The sequence below is a fragment of the Wenjunlia vitaminophila DSM 41686 genome, from assembly GCF_000380165.1.
In the GTDB taxonomy this organism is placed as follows: Bacteria; Actinomycetota; Actinomycetes; order Streptomycetales; family Streptomycetaceae; genus Wenjunlia; species Wenjunlia vitaminophila.
The window spans coordinates 14,220-32,512 of the sequence record NZ_KB904696.1; the positions used below are offsets into that span (position 1 = coordinate 14,220).

At 73.0% G+C, this 18,293-nt stretch carries 13 protein-coding genes; 6 read left to right on the forward strand and 7 right to left on the reverse strand.

What is annotated here, in order from left to right; all coding sequences use genetic code 11:
- Nucleotides 1-83: 83 nt before the first annotated feature.
- The 4 genes from A3IG_RS0121455 to A3IG_RS35895 form a co-directional block, all read right to left on the reverse strand.
- Nucleotides 84-1,478: a polysialyltransferase family glycosyltransferase gene (locus A3IG_RS0121455; protein ID WP_018385647.1), complete on the reverse strand. Its 1,395-nt coding sequence runs from the start codon at nucleotides 1,476-1,478 to the stop codon at nucleotides 84-86.
- A 1-nt stretch (nucleotide 1,479) separates the two neighbouring features.
- On the reverse strand, nucleotides 1,480-2,445 hold the full coding sequence (locus A3IG_RS0121460) for a glycosyltransferase family 2 protein (protein ID WP_018385648.1): 966 nt from the start codon (nucleotides 2,443-2,445) through the stop codon (nucleotides 1,480-1,482).
- 277 nt (nucleotides 2,446-2,722) lie between these two features.
- Nucleotides 2,723-3,886: a cytochrome P450 family protein gene (locus A3IG_RS0121465; protein ID WP_018385649.1), complete on the reverse strand. Its 1,164-nt coding sequence runs from the start codon at nucleotides 3,884-3,886 to the stop codon at nucleotides 2,723-2,725.
- A complete protein-coding gene (locus A3IG_RS35895; protein ID WP_018385650.1) occupies nucleotides 3,883-4,674 on the reverse strand; it encodes a cytochrome P450 family protein in 792 nt (263 codons plus the stop codon). Before A3IG_RS35895 ends, A3IG_RS0121465 begins: the two co-directional genes overlap by 4 nt.
- A gap of 368 nt (nucleotides 4,675-5,042) precedes the next feature.
- Here A3IG_RS35895 and A3IG_RS0121475 point away from each other — a divergent pair, with 368 nt between their 5' ends.
- Together A3IG_RS0121475 and A3IG_RS0121480 are read left to right on the forward strand one after the other, a co-directional pair.
- Nucleotides 5,043-5,258, forward strand: coding sequence for a ribbon-helix-helix domain-containing protein (locus A3IG_RS0121475; protein ID WP_018385651.1), 216 nt, complete (start codon nucleotides 5,043-5,045; stop codon nucleotides 5,256-5,258).
- The gene (locus tag A3IG_RS0121480) at nucleotides 5,255-5,638 is read left to right on the forward strand and encodes a hypothetical protein (RefSeq protein ID WP_018385652.1); all 384 of its coding nucleotides are present in this window, start codon (nucleotides 5,255-5,257) and stop codon (nucleotides 5,636-5,638) included. Before A3IG_RS0121475 ends, A3IG_RS0121480 begins: the two co-directional genes overlap by 4 nt.
- A 217-nt stretch (nucleotides 5,639-5,855) precedes the next feature.
- On the opposite strand, the gene A3IG_RS0121485 is transcribed toward A3IG_RS0121480, so the two are convergent.
- The gene (locus A3IG_RS0121485) at nucleotides 5,856-10,334 is read right to left on the reverse strand and encodes a cation-translocating P-type ATPase (RefSeq protein WP_018385653.1); all 4,479 of its coding nucleotides are present in this window, start codon (nucleotides 10,332-10,334) and stop codon (nucleotides 5,856-5,858) included.
- Nucleotides 10,335-10,609: 275 nt separating this feature from the next.
- Between A3IG_RS0121485 and A3IG_RS33835 the strand changes: the two genes are divergently transcribed.
- Nucleotides 10,610-11,662, forward strand: coding sequence for a helix-turn-helix domain-containing protein (locus A3IG_RS33835; RefSeq protein ID WP_018385654.1), 1,053 nt, complete (start codon nucleotides 10,610-10,612; stop codon nucleotides 11,660-11,662).
- A gap of 28 nt (nucleotides 11,663-11,690) precedes the next feature.
- Here A3IG_RS33835 and A3IG_RS0121495 read toward each other — a convergent pair whose 3' ends face one another.
- A complete protein-coding gene (locus A3IG_RS0121495) occupies nucleotides 11,691-12,551 on the reverse strand; it encodes a TetR/AcrR family transcriptional regulator (RefSeq protein WP_018385655.1) in 861 nt (286 codons plus the stop codon).
- A 310-nt stretch (nucleotides 12,552-12,861) separates the two neighbouring features.
- Here A3IG_RS0121495 and A3IG_RS0121500 point away from each other — a divergent pair, with 310 nt between their 5' ends.
- Together A3IG_RS0121500 and A3IG_RS0121505 are read left to right on the forward strand one after the other, a co-directional pair.
- On the forward strand, nucleotides 12,862-15,183 hold the full coding sequence (locus A3IG_RS0121500; RefSeq protein ID WP_018385656.1) for an ATP-binding cassette domain-containing protein: 2,322 nt from the start codon (nucleotides 12,862-12,864) through the stop codon (nucleotides 15,181-15,183).
- Between the two features lie 278 nt (nucleotides 15,184-15,461).
- Nucleotides 15,462-16,259: an SAM-dependent methyltransferase gene (locus A3IG_RS0121505; protein WP_026220516.1), complete on the forward strand. Its 798-nt coding sequence runs from the start codon at nucleotides 15,462-15,464 to the stop codon at nucleotides 16,257-16,259.
- A gap of 260 nt (nucleotides 16,260-16,519) precedes the next feature.
- Here the strand turns inward: A3IG_RS0121505 and A3IG_RS0121510 are convergent, their stop codons facing one another.
- On the reverse strand, nucleotides 16,520-17,584 hold the full coding sequence (locus A3IG_RS0121510) for a GH25 family lysozyme (protein ID WP_018385658.1): 1,065 nt from the start codon (nucleotides 17,582-17,584) through the stop codon (nucleotides 16,520-16,522).
- An 86-nt stretch (nucleotides 17,585-17,670) separates the two neighbouring features.
- Here A3IG_RS0121510 and A3IG_RS0121515 point away from each other — a divergent pair.
- Nucleotides 17,671-18,293, forward strand: a 623-nt coding sequence (locus A3IG_RS0121515; protein WP_040912087.1) for a M23 family metallopeptidase, incomplete at its 3' end; no start/stop codon positions are given.

The window sequence follows — 18,293 nt, forward strand, 5'->3', positions numbered from 1 at the left end:
GGCACCTCCCCAGGAGGAGCCCGGACGAGTCGCGGAAGCCAGTAAAGCAACTGCGAGGGGGCCGGCGCGCCGGCCCCCGGCGGTCAGCGGCGGGCGCGCTCCCTGGCACGGAGGGTGCGGGCGACCCGTCGGGCGACCGGGTTGCCCCGCAGCGACCGCGGGCCGGGTGGGATGCCCCCGCCCGGCAGGGCCAGCGCGGTCAGCCTGCGGCGTTTGAAGTAGCGCCGGGTGTGGTCGTCCAGGTTGGCCCGGAGCCAGGCGGCCGCGCCGTCCCGCAGCGCCGGATGGTGTTCGGACTGCATGCAGTACCCGACGGTGCGTACCAGCTCGCTCAGCGCCGCCACCTCGGCGGGGGCCGGCCGGCGGCCCCCGCCGAGGGCGGCCCGGGGTCCGGTTGTCGCCGGGGGGCCGGACAGCTCGGGAGCCAGGAAGTCCACGATGGTCACCGGCACCCGGTTGCTGTTCTGGTACGGGGTCAGGCGCTCGAGCAGCAGCTCGGTGCCGGTTCTGGCGACCGGGATGCCGTAGTACGTGGCGGCCGTCAGCAGCGCGGTGGAGAAGCAACCGACGACCAGTTGGGGCCGGCACCGTTCGAACACCGCCTCGGCCAGCACCGGTCCGTCCAGCACACGGAGCGTGACGCCCGCTTCCGCGGCGGCCTCCGCCAGCGCGCGGGAGTGGCCCCACGGAGCGGTGGGGTGGGCCTTGAACACGATGCTGCGGTGCCCGGCCGCCACCGCGCCGCGGAGCATCCGCAGGTGCAGCTCGTCCTCCTCGTCCGCGGTGAGGATGTCGAGGGCGGCCAGGTACTGGCCGAGCAGCACCGCGGTGGGCCGGTCCGCGCACGCCCGTTCCAACGCGGGGTCCGACCTGGCCGCCTCGCCCAGCTCCGACAGCACCCGCAGGAAGGCGTCGTCGGGCACGGCGACGGGCTCGACGTCCAGCTCCGACAGGAGCAACGGGCGCAGGCCCGGCACCAGGTCGAGGTGGAGGAACCGGTGCAGGCGACGCCCCAGGGTCTGCGGCAACCGGTCCCTGGTGGGGCCGTAGCTCATCAGGCCGTCCGCGTACACCTGAACGTCGCTCTCGGCGAAAATGGTGGTCAGCGCCTTGGCCGGACTCACCTGTACGGACTCCACGACGAGGGAGACCGGCGTGTCACCGAGTCCCCACAGGCTCCGGAGCATCCGCTCCCACACCGGTGCGTCGTTGGGCTGCGGGGTCCACCCCCTGGGGTGGTGGGGACGGATGGTGTCGTTCCAGTCGAGCACCTGGTCGAACCGGGTGGCGATCCGTTCGAAGCCCCGCATCGCGCTCAGCGGCGGGGTGGTCTCGGGTACCGCCGCGTTGTTGCAGACCAGCAGCACCCTGCGGGCCGCGGCCGGGCCGCCGAACAGACCGGCGTCCAGGGCGGCGGCCAGGGTGGCCGCTCCGTAGAGGGTGGACGCCTGGAACACCTGGGTGGGGGTGGGACGCATCTCAGGCAGCCCTCCTCGTGCCGCGCAGCCGTCGCAGGAGCCGGCCGCGTTCGGGGTCCATCGCGGCCAGGGTCTCGTCCAGCACGTCCTGGGGCATGCCGCGCAGGGCGGCCACGGCCATCCGCCGCAACTGGCGGACCACCTCGGGCTCGTAACGGTCCGCGTGGTTGACGTGGAAGGCGATCATCGCGCAGTAGGTGCGCACCGCCTTGGGCATGAACCGGTCGGCCTCCCGGTCCGCGGCGACGTGTGCGAGCAGGGCGTCATGGGCGGGGATGAAGTCGAGCTGCCGGGCGTCCTTGATCTGGGTCAGCGAGGTGGTGACCCCGCGCCGGTAGAAGATCCCGGGCAGTCCGACGGCGGCGAACGACCTGGCGCGCAGGTGGAGCCGCCAGGTCCACAGCCGGTCCTCCGCGGTCTTCAGGCCGACGTCGAACCGCATCCCCCGGTCGTCGAACAGGTGGCGCCGGTAGATCCCGGCCCAGACGAACGGGTAGTCCACCATGGTCTCGGCGTTGGCCGGCCCGATGACGTCCCTCGGGTCGAGGACCGTGTTCCTGCGGGGCGCCGGGGCCCTGCGCACCACCCGTTTCACACCGGTGCACTGGACGTGGTCGGTGCGCAGGAAGTCGCAGTCGAGTTCCTCGACGACGCGGACCAGGGTGTCGAGGTGCCCGGGGGCGTACCAGTCGTCGCCGTCGAGGAAGGTGACGTACGCCCCGTCGGCGGCGTCGATGCCGCTGTTGCGGGCCTGGGCGATGCCGAGGTTCCGCTCGTGTCTGATCAGGACGGCGTTGGGCAGTTCGGCCCGCCACGAGCCGAGGATCTCCCCGGTGGCGTCCGTGGAGCAGTCGTCCACCAGGACGAACTGGGTCGTGGGCCCCGCGTTGGCGGCGAGGCTGCGCAGGGTGTCCTGGGCGTACTGCTGCACGTTGTAGAACGGCACGACGACGGAGAGCTTGGGCACACGGGGTCCATGGGTCGGCTGGCGGGAAGGACCCGGGCCCCCGTCGGGTGACGGCACCGCGGGCGGGCCCGGAGTGCACACCGTAGGCCGGGCGAACGGCCCCCGGGCACCGGGAAGGTGAACGGCGGGGGAAGCGGAGTGGACCAGTGCCCCGGCCCCGGTGTGGTGCCGACGGCCGGTGGGCCCCAGGAGGCAACCACGGGGGCCGCCGGGAACGGGACCGGCCCGGCCCGCCGCCGGGCACCGGGCCGGGGCACGCGGCCGGGCGGCCGTGTGCTCACCCGGGTGTGTTCCGGTCCCCCACCACGGCTCCTGCCGCGACCGGAGCACCGCCGGCGGCCGGGCGCAGCACTGCCGGGACCGCCTGGTGGCCCGGGTTGATGAAGGAGGGCTGGGGCCGCAGTTCGCCGGCCGGCACGGCGAGGGCCAGGTCGGGGAAGCGGTCGAAGAGCGCGGGGAGGGCGATTCCCGCCTCCAGGCGGGCCAGCGCGGCACCGAGGCAGAAGTGCGCGCCGTGGCCGAACGCGAGGTGGCTCTTGTCCTCGCGGGTGACGTCGAAGGCGTCCGCGGTGGGGCCGTGCACCGCCGGGTCGCGTCCCGGTGCCCCGAAGGCGATGAGGACGGGCTCCCCGGCGCGGATCACCGTGTTCGCGTCCACGACGACGTCCTCGGTGGTGAAGCGGAGCGGCAGGTGCATCACGGGCGGCAGCACGCGCAGCGCCTCCTCGACCACGTCGTCCCAGGTGGCCCTGGAGTCACGGACCAGGTCGAGTTGCCCCGGGGTGGTCAGCAGGGCGACGACGGCGTTGCCGATGAGGTTGACCGTGGTCTCCGCGCCCGCGCCGATCATCAGGATGAGCGTGCTGACCAGTTCGTCCTCGGTGAGCCGGGAGTCGCTGTCGGTGTCCGTCGCCGCGATCAGGCCGCTGGTCATGTCGTCGCCCGGGGCGTCGCGCTTGGCGGCGACCAGGGCGTGCATGGCGGCGTAGAGGTCGGTGGCGTTGGCGGCGGCCTGTTCCTGAGTCACCTGCGTGGTCAGGATCGCGTCGGTGACCCGGCGCACTTCGGCCCGCATCGGCTCGGGCACGCCGAACAGGTCGCAGACCAACTGGGTGGGCAGCGGGTAGGCGTACTGGGCGTGGAGATCCACGGGGCGGCCAGGCGGCACGGCGGCGAGCCGGTCCAGCAGGTCGGCGGTGATCCGCTCGATGCTGGGGCGCATGGCCTCGATCCGCCGGGGGGTGAACGCCCCGGTGACCAACCGCCGCAGCCGGCGGTGGTCCTGGCCGTCCGAGGTGAACATGTTCTGCACGGACACCAGGGGGTGCAGCGGCCAGTCCGCGGGGACCTCACCGTTGCGCAGCGCCGGCCAGTGCTCGCGCGCGTTCTTCACCACGCGCGGGTCGGACAGCAGCCGCCGCACCAGGTCGGTGTCGGTCACCGACCACGCAACCACCCCACCAGGGAGTTCAACCAACGTCGCGGGCCCGAGCCGGCGGAGTTCGCGGAGTTCGGCGTGGACGTCCCGTCCGCTGGTGTCGAGTCGGAACGCGTGGGCCGGGCAGGAGCTGTCCATGAGGTGCCTCCAGGTCGGTCGGGGCCGCAGCGACGGCGGAGTCGGAGGTGAACCGCACCGGTAGGGCGGCGGGGCAGCGGTAGAAGGGGCCTGGCTGCCAGGCCGACTCCTCGGCTGGCAGGGGTGAGTTCCACGTCGGGCAGCCGGTCGAGCAGGCTCTCGATGGCCACCATGGCGATGAGCCGCGCCTCGGCCTGGGGGGCCATCCCGTCGATCAGGGCCCGGGCGCCGGTCTCCACGTAGCCGCGCAGCGCGTTGGGTTCCACCTGGGCCAGGCTGTCGTTGATCGCCTGCCGTAAACGGGTGTGTTGGTCGCCGTCCGCGAACAACGCGCTCGGCCGGTAGGCCATCATCGGCAGGACGGGGCTGTCGCGGGGCACCCTGCCCTCGGTCAGCGCGGTCCAGCGGCGGGCGTCCTTGACGAACGTCCCCGGGTCGCGCACCACGTCGAGGGCCGCCTGGTAGCCGGTGACCAGCAGGGCGTCCACGCCGGGGGCGAGGGAGACCGGGGCTGTGGGGCCCTGCTCCCCCAGGGCGGCGTAGACGGGTAAGGGGTCGGCGGTGCACTCCGCTCCGAAGAGCGGGAACCGGGCGCCCGGTGGGTGCGCCGGGCAGCCCGGCGGGGGTATCGCGGCGTGATCGGCTGAGGTCACACGTTCTCCTGGTCGTTCGGGTGACACGGGCGGACGTGCTCCCGGTGCGGGACACCGCCCCGTCACGGACCGCGGGACGAACCGGAGCCGCCCCGAACTGCGGCCCTGAGCCGTGCCGCTGGATGACGGCCCCCGCGGACGGGCCCCGGTGACAACGGTGTTGCGTGCGACGGCGCCGGAACGGCGGCTCCGAAACGGTGGTGGGGGCGGGGAACACGCCGACCCACGGTCCGACGGAACGGACCCGTCCGGCTCGCGGGCACCGCAAAAGTACAACATCGGTGACGGTACGCCCACCGTGCGGCAACGCATCGCAGTCGCCCGTCGGGGCCGGTGCCCGTACAGCGTTGGTGCTGTACGCTCGGCCCATGTCGAAGCACGTGACCATCCGCCTGGACGAGGAGTTCCTGGAACGCCTCAAGGCCCGGGCCGCCGAACAGGGGACCACGGTGACCGCGTTGATCACCGAGGTCACCAAGCGAGAGTTGGACGAGAACCGGGACCGCTTCCTGGCCGCGGCGGCGGAGTTCAACACCGAGGAGAACTGGGCTTACGTCCAGCGGCGGTTCGGTCCTAGCACGTGAAGGTCGACCTCACCTGGGCCTGGAACGTCCTGGCCCACCACCTGCCGTCCGACCCCACCGTGTGGGACCCGTCCGGCATCGAGGCGGCAGTGGCCCGGCACGCGTCAGACCTGGTGATGGCGCCCGACTCCACCGGCCACGACACGGCTTGGCGCGCGGCCGCGCTGCTGCACACGCTGACCGTCTGCCCGCCGTTGGACTCCCCGATGAACGAGTTCTACGCCATGGCGATGACCCGTTCCTACTGCGCCGCCGCCGGTTGGACCAGGCTGCCCGGCACCGTCGTCCTCGGTGACCTGGTGGAGCAGGCCAAGTCCGGCCTCGCCGACATCCACGGGATCGCCGAGGCGCTGCGTGGGTTGCCGGACGAGGCGCCGTGAGCGCGGGGCCCGTCGAGTCTCCCACCGTCCTGAACGACCGCGGCGGGTACGGGGAAGCCGCCACGGCAAGTCGGCGCCCCGGCCGGCACGAGCTGGCTAGCTGACTCATCGTCAGAAAAAGCTCGCTGGTCACCAGGCACGGGCGGGAGCCGTCCCCCGTGCCGCTCGCCGGCCATCTCCGGAGCGGCAACGGGTGCCCACCGGGTCGAGCCAGGTCTCAGCCGACGGGCGGGCTCTCCTGGTCCGCCGGTCGAACGGGCCCGGCCGGGGCGTCCCCGCGCACGGAGAGCCTGCGGGCCACCGGTGTCAACGCGGCGCTCAGCGCGGTGGCCGACGCGACGGACCCCAGGGCGATGCCCCAGCCGACCGGGCCCAGCGGGGTACAGCCGAAGAAGTGGCTCACCCCCGGGGTCTGGATCACCCCGGCGAGCAGTGCGGCGGAGCCGAGGCTGGCCACCAGTACCTTGCGGTCGAGACCGCCGGTGAGCATGGTCTGGGACAACTGGGTGCCGACCAACGCGGCCAGCGCCACCGTGCTGCTGCGCCGGTTCCTCCCGGTCAGCCGGGCCCCCGCCCAGGCCAGCGTGGCGCCGGTCGCGGTCGCGGTGGCGCGCAGCAGGACCTCGTTGGTGAGGGCCGTGCCCAGCGAACGGTCGGGGCCCTCGGACAACAACCGCTCCCCGACCTGGGTGCTGGGGCGGCGGATCGCGATGGCCAGGGCCGGGGCCAGGTCGGTGAGCAGGTTGACCAGCATGAACTGCCGGGCGTTCAGCGGGGCGCCCCCGGTCAGCGCGGAGGTGAGCACGGTGAAGGCGATCTCCCCGAAGTTCCCGCCGATCAGCACGGACAGCGCGGCCCGGACCGAGGTCCACATCGCCCGGCCCTCCATCAGCGCGGAGATCACCGTCTCCAGCCGGTCGTCACCGACGACGAGGTCGGCCGCGGCCGTGGCCGCCGGGCTGCCGCGCCGCCCCAGGGCGATGCCGACGTCGGCGAGGCGGATGGCGGGGGCGTCGTTGGCGCCGTCACCGGTCATCGCCACCACCCGGCCGAGACGCTGGTACGCCTGCACGATGCGGACCTTGTGGTGGGGGCTGCACCGGGCGATCACGTCCACGGTGGGAAGCAGCGCGTCCAGTTGCTCGTCGTCGAGTTCGTCGAGTTCGACGCCGGTGCACACGGTGCAGTCGGGGTTGTCGTTGACCGCGGCGGCGATGGCCTCGGCGGTGGCCGGGTGGTCCCCGGTGAGCATGACGGTCTTCACCCCGGCCCCGCGCAACTGGGCGACCGCGGGGGCTGCGCTGGTGCGCACCGGGTCGGAGAGCGCGAGGAAGCCGAGGAACACCAGGTCGGTCACGGTGTCGTCGGCGAGCTTGGTGTCGCTGTCCAGCGTCCGCTCGGCCACCGCGAGGACCCGGCGGCCGGCCCCGGCGAGTTCCTCCGCGGTGGCGGCGAGGGCGTGGCGGGCGGCGTCGTCCAGCGGTCGCTCGGTGCCGTTCACGCGCCGTCGGCCGCACCGCTGGAGCACGTTCTCCGGCGCGCCCTTGACGCTGAGCAGGGCGGTGTCGCCGGTGCGGGTGCCCGCGGTGGCGTGGTAGGCGCGGGAGGGTTCGAACGGCAGGGAGGCGGCGCGTCGCCAACGGGCCATGCCGTGCCGGACGCCCACCCGCGCCCGGCGGGCACCGACCACCACCGCGTGGTCGGTGTGGTGCGCCATCGGCTCGGACTGGCGGGCGGGCGGGGTGGCCCGCAGCGCGGCGGCCAGGATGTCCCGGTCCGCGGCGGTGAGCCGGTCCACCGGCGTCTCGCGGTCGCCGTCGCTCACCGCGGTGAGGGCCAGGTCGCCCTCGGTCAGGGTGCCGGTCTTGTCGAAGCAGAGCACGTCGGCGCGTCCCAGGGCCTCGATGGTGCGCGGGTTGCGGACCAGGGCTCCGTGCGCGGCGAGGCGGCGGGAAGCGGCCAGTTGGGCCGCGTTGACCACGAACGGGAGCCCCTCGGGAACGGAGGCCACGGCCAGCCCTACCGCGGAGGACAGGGTGTCGGCCAGCCGGCGTCCGCGCAGGAGTCCGAACCCGGTCACCGCCGCCGCGGACCCGATCGCCACTGGCAGGGCCGACCTGGTCAGCGTGGCCAACCGGGCCTCGGCGCCCACGGCGGGCGCGGCCTGGCGGGCGGTCGCCAGGCTCCGCCCCACCTCGGTGTCGAGCCCGGTGGCGACCACCACCGCCAGGGCCCCACCGGCGACCACGGTGGTCCCCTCGTACAGCATCGACCTGCGGTCGGCGGGCTGTGCGGCCACCACCGGCGCCGGGTCCTTGGCCACCGGCAGCGACTCACCGGTGAGCGAGGACTCGTCCACCTCGAGGCCCTCGGCGTCCAACAGCCGGCAGTCCGCCGGCACCACCTCGCCGGAGCGCAGGCTGACGACGTCCCCGGGCACCAGGTCGCCCGCTGGGACCAGCCGCTCACGACCGTCGCGACGGACCCGGGCGCCGACCGCCGAGCGGGTGAAGAGTTCGGCCAGGGCCCGTTCGGTGCGCACCCGTTGCGCCGCCCCGAGCAGCGCCGAGGTTCCGGACACGGCGGCGACCAGGGCCGCGTCAACCCGCGAACCGACCGCGGCGGCCAGCGCGGCGCCCGCGGCGAGCACCGGGGTCAGGGGGTTGGCCAACTCCTCGACGAACGCGGTGGGCACCCCGACGCGGCCCGGCTCCCCGGGCCCGGCGCCACGGCCGACCCGCTCGGCGGCCTCCTGTTCCGTCAGTCCCTCGCGGGAGGTCACCAACCGCTCCAGCACCTGCGGTGCCGGCATCAGGTGCCAGGGTGCAGCCGCGGCGGGGGTGTGCACCGGACGGTCCAGCAACTGCCGGGCACGCCACAGACCGAGGCCGAACGCGAACGCCCCCGCGACGTTGCCCGCGGTGGCGCCCCGGGCGGCGGCCCGCTCCGGGGGGGCCTGCACCGCGGCGACCGCCCCGACGCCGCTGCCGCCCGCGGCCAGCATCGCGCTCTCCCGGTCCACCTGCCCGGCGGCCCCGACGGCGTCCACGACCAGGCGTGCCGCCTCCAGGTCGGTACCGACCAGCAGGTGCGCGCCCCAGGCCGGGGGCTCTCCCTCCCGGTGCACCCCGATGCCGCAGTCCGAGGCGCCCAGGGCACGGCGGTTGCCGGAGACCAGCAGCACCACGGCACCGTCCGCCTGGAGGCCCCGCACCGAGGCCACCAGCCGGTTCCCGGTGGGGACGACCGCGTCCGCGAAGTCCACCACGGGCTCGGCGCTGTTGCTGGCGAGCACCAGCCGGACCCCTACCCGGCGGGCGGCGGCGGCGACCGCGTCCACGCCGGGGACGGTCAGCGCGGACAGGCCGACCACGGCCCGGAGCTGGCGTCCCGTCGCCAGGCCGAGCACCCGGACGCTGCCGCGGCGGCGCAGCCGGTCCGCGGCCCGGTGGCCGTTGCGCCCGGACAGCTCGAGGCGGTCCAGCGGGCCGAGCACCCAGCCGTCGTCGTCCCGCGCCACCCGCCCGGGGCGCCTGGCGTCGAAGAGCGCGAACAGCCGGGTCACCACCTCGGTGGCGTCGGCCCCGCCGAGCAGCTCCAGGTCCGCGGGCTCGAACCGGTCGCTGCGCAGGGCCTGTTCGTCCAGGACGACGGTGTCCACGCGGCCGAGGCGGCGCAGCACCCCGCGGTCCATCACGACCGTCCCGCGCAGCGCCAGGTAGCGGCCGAAGCTCGTGGCGAAGCCCTCCCGGCCCACGGCCGGCGCCTTGGCCACTCCGCAGAGCGCCACCGCAAGGCCGCGTCGGAACCCGACGAACGGCGTGGCGGCGGCCCCGGCCAGGGTGCTGAGCAGCACGGTTCTCTCGGCGTGCCGGTCCGCCACGTCCCCGGGGGCGGGGCCTGGCCGTTCGACCACCAGGGCGTCGGCTCCGGCGTGTTCCGGCCCGGGGACCAGTTCGGGTTCCGCCTGGCGCCAGGCTTCGCGGTGCGCCCCGGCCTCCCGCCACTGGGCCAGGCGCTGGACGACGTCCAGGGCGATCCCGCCGCCCCCGGTGGCCACGCCGTGCGCCAGGGCGCTGATCACGGGGAGGATCGACTCGGCCTGCTGGGGGTCGGGGAAGCCGCGGGTGGCCAGGCCACGCAGCCAGGGGTGGTGCTGGAGCGCGCCCGCGACGGCCGCCACCTCGGGGGGCAGGGGCGTCCACGGGGCGACGCGGGCGACCGTGCTCAGGCCCAGGCCCACCGCGTCGGCCAGCAGTCCGGAGACCGACTGCCGGGTGCGCGGTCCCTCGCAGGGGTGGTGCGGTTCCAGGCACCGTTCCCCGATGTCCTCCTCCGCCCCGGAGATGCCGTGGGACTCGGCGTGGGCGACCAGGTCAACCAGGTCGCGCTGGCGGGGCGGCGGGGTGGTCAGGGCCACCGTGACCCGGGCGGCGGGGGCGTTGACCCGGGCCCAGAGCACGCCGGGGTGGCGTTCCAGGGTGCGTTCCACCCGCCGGGCCAGCCGGTCGGCGTCGGGGCCGTGCAGCCCGCGGACGGCGATGTGGCAACGGCCCGGACGCGCCCACACCTCACGCCGCGGCACCCCGGCCAGTTGCCCCGCGAGGTCGGCCACTTCCCGGACGCCCGCGGTGACCGGCCCGGTCAGCGCGCCGAGGCCCCGCGGCGGCACCCACAACCCTGTGAGTGAGAACATCAGTCACCCTCCGGCCACTGTTCCCCGACACGCGCCGGGCGTGGCGGTTGGCGGGTAACCCGGTCCGCGCCCTCTACACCTGGGCCCACCCGGATGCCGCGGACGGCGGACACCGACCGGCGGGGTCGAACGTACCCGCGGCACCCTGGCCCCGATCGAGGACAGGGCCGACCCTTGAGGGGGGCACGCCGGCCGCTCCACCCGGGAAGTGGACGCGGCGGCTCAGTAGGCTGGCGGCACCTGCCGACCGGCGAACGCCACGGGCGGTCGGCTCCGTGGCGCGGGAGCACACGGCGCGCGACGTCGAGGGGGTGGAGGAGGACGTGGAGACATCGAGGCGCGCGGGGAGTGCGGACCGGGTCCGGGGCGCCCGCCGGGACGTGCCGGCCGGCGAACGGTTCGCCCGCTGGCAGGAGCTGTTCTCCCCGCTGGCGATCCCGTTGGAGGTGCGCAGCGATCCCTCCATCGAGTTCCGGGCCGAGGTGCGCCACGTGAACCTGGGCGCCGTCGAGGTCGCCTCCGTGGTCGCCTCCACCTGCGAGGGGCACTGGACCCCCAAGCGGCAGGAGATGTTGCAGCTCAAGCACGTGGTGCACGGTTTCCAGACGTTCCAGCAGGGCCGTACCAGCTTCCGGCTGCGGTCCTCCGACCTGGCGCTGTACAACGCGTCACGGCCGTTCCAGATGTCCGTCGCCGGCGAGTGCGGTGTCTCCGAGGGCATCATGGTGTCGTTCCCGCGCAACCTGCTCCCGCTGTCGGAGCGGCAGGTGGAACGGATCACCACGACGCCGCTGTCGGGCCGGGACGGCATCGGGGCGCTGCTGTCCGGACTCCTCGTCCGGCTCGCCACGGACAACACCGACCAGTACCTCACCCGGGACGCGCCCCGGCTGGGCAACGTCGTCGTCGACCTGGTGGCCTCGCTGCTCGCCCACGAACTCGACGCGGGCGCGGCGGTGCCGCCGGAGACCCACCGTCAGACGCTGCGCCTCCAGGTCCGTTCCTTCATCCAACAGAATCTGGACAATCCGGACCTGTCCCCCGGCACCATCGCCGCCGCGCACCACATGTCCACCCGCACCCTGCACCGGTTGTTCCAGCACGACGGCCAGACGGTGACCGACTGGATCCGGCAGTGCCGGCTCCAGCGGTGCCGGCAGGACCTGGCGGACCCCCTGCTGCGCCGCGACCCCATCCAGGACATCGCCGCCCGGTGGGGGTTCTTCAACCCGGCTCACTTCAGCCGGTTGTTCCGCGGAGCGTACGGGGTCAATCCCCAGGAGTACCGTGACCGCCACGTCTCCCCGCGGATGGCCGAGCTGAACTGACCCCCCGGCCGACGGGTCCGGCGGGCCGTCAGCGGCGGGCGCCGGTGGGGCCCGGGCCCGACGGGCCGTCGGCGGCGGGGCCTGCGGGGTTCGCACGGGGCTCGGACCCGGCGGTGGGGGCCCTGGTGGTGGGGGCCTCGATCAGCACGGCGAGGCCGTCGAGCACCCGGGCGAGGCCGAAGGTGTAGGCGCGGTCGGGATCGTACGCCGCCCCCTGGGCGGCGCCGGCCGCGGCACCCACCCGTGCGGCGGTGGGGTACCTCTCCGGATCGAACACCCGCTCGAGGTACGGCGTGACGGCCTCCCACCACTCCTGGTCCGTCATCTCGGTCTGCTGCCGGGACGCCCTGGCAGCCCCGGCCGCCCGGGCACAGGTCTCCACGAAGCCCAGCAGGAAGGTGAGGGCGGCGTCGCGCTGCACGTCGTCGAGGCCGGTCCCGTCGAACGCCCGCAGTTCGTACTCGTACTTGGCGATCACGCCCGGCCCCAGCGGGGGGCGACTGACCGCGGCCACCGCCGCGAGCCAGGGGTGGCGGGCGTACAGCGCGCGGTTGTCGTCGGCCACGGCCGCCAGCCGGGCCCGCCAGTGGTCACTCGCGGGCGCGGCACGGGTCATCCCCGCGTAGACACCGTCCAGCATCACGTCGATCAACTCGGCCTTGCTCGGCACGTAGGTGTACAGGGACATGGCGGTCACGCCGAGCCGCTCGGCCACCCGGCGCATCGACACCGCGGCGATGCCCTCCCCGTCGGCGATCCCGATCGCGGCAGCCACGATCCGATCCACCGTCAGCCGCGGGCGCGGGCCGCGTCTCGGCTGTTCCCTGGTCCGCCACAGCAGCTCCATGCTGCGCCTCGGATCACCGCCACTGCTGTACTCCGTGGCCACCTCACCCGCTCCTTCGCCAGCCGCAGGGGGCTCGCAAGCCGTTCCCCCAGCCCACTCTTTACGGCGTACGCTACACTCCTCGACCTGTTCCCTACGTTGTAGAGAGTTTCGGGGTGGCAGACGGGTGAACGCGGATGACCACGCGACGCCGCGCCCACGTGACCCGCCCGGTCGGCCGCGGTCCTCCCCGTCGGCGACCGCCGGTGCCCGCCCCGTTCGCACCGCCCGGCCCACAGCCACACCGTTGACGGCGTCCCGTTCCCGCGCGGGCTGCCCGGTCCACCCGCCACGCTGCAAGGAGCAACCCCCCGTGTCCCACGGCCACATCGAGATCACCGGTGCTCGGGAGAACAACCTCAAGGACGTCTCCCTGCGCATCCCCAAGCGTCAGATCACCGTCTTCACCGGTGTCTCCGGGTCCGGCAAGTCATCGCTGGTCTTCGACACCATCGCAGCGGAGGCGCAGCGCCAGCTCAACGAGACGTTCACCACCTTCGTCCGGAACCGGTTGCCGCGCTACGGACAGCCGAACGTGGACACCATCGAGAACCTGTCCGCGGCGATCGTGGTGGACCAGCGGCGGCTGCGCGGCGGGACCCGCTCCACGGTCGGCACCATCACCGACATCTACGCCCTGCTGCGGCTGCTGTTCTCCCGGGCCGGCACCCCGTTCGTCGGGTACTCCAACGCCTTCTCCTTCAACGATCCGCAGGGCATGTGCCCGAACTGCGAGGGACTCGGCCGGACCAGGGAGCTGGACCTGGAGAGCTTCCTGGACCGGTCCAAGTCCCTCGCCACCGGGGCACTGCTGCACCCCCACTTCAACGTCGGCTCCTGGTACTGGAAGATCTACGCCGAGTCCGGCCTGTTCGACAACGACCGCAAGCTCGAGGACTACAGCGAGCAGGAGTGGCACATGCTCCTGCACGGCAGCGGCACCAAGGTGCCGTTGACCTGGCAGGGCGGCACGATCAACTCGTCCTACGAGGGCCTGGTGGTCAAGTTCACCAGGCTCTACCTGAAGAAGGACGAGGCAGAGATGTCCGAGGCCAACCGGGAGATCCGCGACCGGTTCACCCACTCGACCACCTGCTCGCTGTGCGGTGGCGCCCGGCTCAACCAGGCGGCGCTGGGGTGCACGGTCCACGGTCACACCATCAACCAGCTCGCCGCGATGGAGGCCACCGAGCTGCGGAGGGCCCTGGCGGCCATCGACGACCCCGTCGCCGCGCCGGTGGTGGCGACGCTGCTGGAACGGCTCGACGACCTGATCACCATCGGTCTGGGCTACCTCAGTCTGGACCGGGAGACGTCCACCCTGTCCGGCGGTGAGGCGCAGCGGGTGAAGATGGTGCGGCACCTGGCCAGCAGCCTCACCGACATGCTCTACGTGTTCGACGAGCCCAGCGTGGGACTGCACGCCAGGGACGTCCAGCGACTCAACACCCTGCTGCGCAAGCTCCGGGACAAGGGCAACACGGTGCTGGTGGTGGAGCACGACCCGGACGTGATCGAGATCGCCGACCACGTGGTGGACCTCGGGCCGCACGCCGGGACGGACGGTGGCGAGGTGGTCTACCAGGGGACCGTCCCCGGTCTCGCCGCGGCGCCCACGCTCACCGGACGACACCTGCGGCAACCGCTGCGGGTTCGGGACGAGGTGCGCGTACCCACCGGCTGGATGACCGTGCGGAACGCGACCATGCGCAACCTGCGCGACCTGACCGTCCGCTTCCCCTGCGGGGTCCTCACGGTGGTCACCGGCGTGGCCGGGTCGGGGAAGAGCACCCTGGTCCACGAGGGGCTGTTGGGGCAGTACCCGAAGGCCGTCACCATCGATCAGTCACCGGTGAGCACCTCGCGCCGGTCCAACACCGCGACGTACACCGGGATGCTCGACGGCATCCGGAAACTCTTCGCCAGCGCCAACAAGGTGAGCCCCTCACTGTTCAGCTCGAACTCCAAGGGCGCCTGCGAGAACTGCCAGGGGCTCGGCGTGCTCTACACCGATCTGGCGTTCCTTGAAGGAGTCACATCACCCTGCGAGGTGTGCCAGGGACGACGGTTCGGCCCGGAGGTCCTGCGGCACACGCTTCGGGGGCTGTCCATCAGTGACGTGCTGGGACTGACGGCGCGCCAGGCCAGGGAGTTCTTCACCGCCCGGTCCAGGGCCGAGGAACGCATCCGGGAGGTGCTGCGGTCGATCGACGAGGTGGGCCTGGGCTACCTGACGCTGGGGCAACCCCTCAGCACCCTGTCCGGCGGGGAGTGCCAGCGGCTGAAACTGGCCAACGAGCTCCACCGGGACAGCGCGGTGTACGTCCTGGACGAACCGACCACGGGACTGCACATGTCCGATGTGGGCCGCCTGTTGGAGATCTTCGAGCGCCTGGTGGAGCACGGCAACTCGGTCGTGGTGATCGAGCACAACCTCGAGGTGATCGGTGCGGCCGACTGGGTCATCGACCTCGGCCCCGGCGGCGGCAGCGACGGCGGACGGGTGCTGTTCGAGGGGACCCCGGCGGAGCTGATGACCGCCCCGGAGTCCGCCACCGGTCAGTTCCTGCGGCGCACGCACGGCAGCGGTGAGCCGCGCCGCCACGGGGACGCGCCAGGTGAACGGCGCGACTGACCACGTCCACCTGCTCGAGCACGGTCCACCGTCCGCCGGCCCGCACCGAGTTGGCAGCCGCGGCCGGGAACAGTCCGCGGGGGGCTCCGGGCCGCGGGGCTCGGGATACGATCCCCCGGCGTGAACCCCCGAGTTCCCCGCACGACCAGGCTGAACAGTCCCTGTGGGACCGGCTCGCCCCTCACCCGGCCCTTGGGCGAGGGGCTGCCCCGGGCACGGTCCCCCTGGCGTCCGCAGCCGTCGTCCCCAGCCCGCAATGATCGAGGAGTTGAACCCTGATGTCCCACCCGCAAGGCCCAGCGATCCGAGCCGACATCCCGCATTCGGCGCGCATCTGGAACTTCTGGATGGGCGGCGAGGACAACTACGAGGTCGACCGGGTCGTGGGCGAGGCGTGCCTGGAGATCGACCCGGACATCGCCACCATGGCCGTGCAGTCGCGCCAGTTCCTCATCCGCGCGGTGCGTCACCTCGCCGGTGAGGCCGGGAGCCGTCAGTTCCTCGACATCGGCACCGGCCTGCCCTCCATGCAGAACACCCACGAGGTCGCCCAGGCCACCGCGCCCGATTCAAAGATCATATATGTCGACAACGACCCGTTAGTCCTCACCCATGCGCAGGCCCTGTTGACCAACACCACCGACGAGGGGGTCACGGCCTACATCGACGCGGACTTCCACGACCCCGAGCAGATCACCGCCCACGCCCGCAACGTACTGGACTTCTCCCAACCGGTCACGGTGATGTTCATGGGCGTGCTGGGCCACGCCCGCAGCCACGACGACATGCTGCGCATCGTGCGCACCGTCATGGACGCGGTGCCCTCGGGCAGCCACCTGGTCCTGTGGGACGGCACCACCGACAGCCAGGCGTACGTGACCCTCTGTGAGGAATACGCCAAGACCGGCGGAGTCCCCTACCACCCGCGCACCCAGGCCGAGATCCGTGCCGCCTTCGACGGGTTCGAGTTCGTCGAACCGGGCTTCGTCCCCATCACCGAGTGGCGCTCCGATCCCACCCAGGTGGGCGTGGACCGACCCCTCGCCGCCTACGGCGGCGTCGCGCGCAAGCCCTGACGCCCCGTGATGTCGCTGCGGCAACGACGAGCCGGGGCAGCGGCTCCCGCCCCCGTGTGACCACCACAGGGGACCTGCTCCCCCGACCGTTCTCGTCCCGCGGTGTGGGTCGGCCGACCGGTTCCCGCCGGCCGCAGACGCGGCCGTGACGGCGGGCCGGCTCCTTGCCCCCGGTGGGTAGTGGGTCCAGCCGGACCCACTACCCGCACGACGGGTCCCACGGCGCCCGGTCCGGGGCGATCCGGACCCGGTGCTGGGGTTCAGTCCCAGCTGTCCTGGTTGATGAAGCGGGCGAAGCCGCGCCAGGAGTTGGGGCCCATGACTCCGTCGACGGGACCGGTGTAACCCCAGGCCGCGGCGAGGCGCTGGACCGCCATCCAGGTGTAGGTCCCCGGCACGCCGTCGATGGGACCGGTGTAACCCCAGTGGTCCCGCATGTTGCGCTGCAACGCGGCGTAGGTGTTCACCCCCGGCACACCGTCGATCGGACCCGTGTACCCCGACTCGATCCGCAACCAGTTCTGCGTCCGCATCCACATGACCGGACCCGGAACCCCGTCCTCCTCAGTCGTCGTCTTGGGCAGCCCGTCACCGGGGGGATCGCCGCCGTCCTCGACGATGTCGAAGGCGCTCGCCCGGGCGAGGTTGAGGTCCACGGCTGGCACCCCACCGGCGGAGCCGGCCGAGGTGTACTGGTGGACGGCCCAGTCGGGGTACTTGCCGCCGAGCTCGGGGTCGTCGTGACGAGTGCCGTCGTTGGGGCCGTACGCCGCCACCCACAGGTGGGCGCCGCTGGCGATCGTGCGCGGCCAGTTCCCGGCGCGCAGGTTCGCGGCCCCGATGTAGAACCACGGGACGAAGGCGCCCACTCGTTCCCGTACCCGCCAGAACCAGGTGGCCACCTGGGTGTCGTCCCACAGCCGCGTGGAGTCGTCCAACACCTCGACGTCCAGCGCCAGGACGTCGCCCTGCCGGTAGTCGTGGAGGTGGTCGACGAAGTAGTCGGCCGCGGCCGTCGGGGTCTGGTAGTCGCCGGAGAGCCAGTAGTGCCCGAGCCGAAGGCCGGCGGCCCGTGCGCCCTGGACCTGCCGGGTGTAGTAGGGGCTGGTGTACGGGCCCTCGGCGAGCTGGCAGCCGCCCGACTTCACGATGGCGAACTGCTGGCCCTGGGCTCGGGCAAGTGCGAAGTCGATGCCGGCCTGGGTGGTGCCGACGTCGATGCCCTGGAGGTCGGTGGCCGCCGACGCGCCCGGAGCGAGCAGGGTGTCGCCGGCCGGGGCCAGCACGGCGAGGGTCAGGCCGCGGAGCCAGGTTCTCCTTCTCATGGCAACTCCTGTCATGTCACAATCAATCAACGCGTGTAGAATGCCATGAGCCTGTCATTTCTTCTGCCCCGCCCTCGGAGGCGCACATGTGTGAGCACCACTCACCCGAACCGACGTCGCGGTTGAGCCGGCGCGGGCTGTTGCGTGGTGGAGCGGTCACGCTGGGACTGGCTGTCGGTGGCAACGTGCTGATGCCCGGCAAGGCGTTCGCCGCCGACTACTACCACCCCTTCAGCGGCTACCCGCTCACCGGGACATGGCAGGACCACCTCGACGCCGGCTCGCTCGGCGGGCTCGACTACGGGATGTCCGTGGGCACCCCGCTCCGCGCGGCCGGCGCGGGCACCATCACCAACATCCCCTACAACGGCACCGGTGGGCACACGGTGACCATCAGCCACAGCAATGGCTACCGGACCCAGTACATGCACCTTTCCTCGTTCTCCCTGAGCAACGGTGCCTGGATCGGCATGGGCGGCGTGGTCGGCCTCTCCGGCGGGCAGCCCGGCGCCCCGGGCTCCGGCTCCTCCACCGGGCCCCACGTGCACTGGCACATGATCAATCCCAGCGGCGTCCGCATCAACCCGCTGGACTACCTCGGCGGAGGAGGGGGTGGGCTGCCCAAGACGACGACTGAGGAGGACGGGGTTCCGGGTCCGGTCATGTGGATGCGGACGCAGAACTGGTTGCGGATCGAGTCGGGGTACAC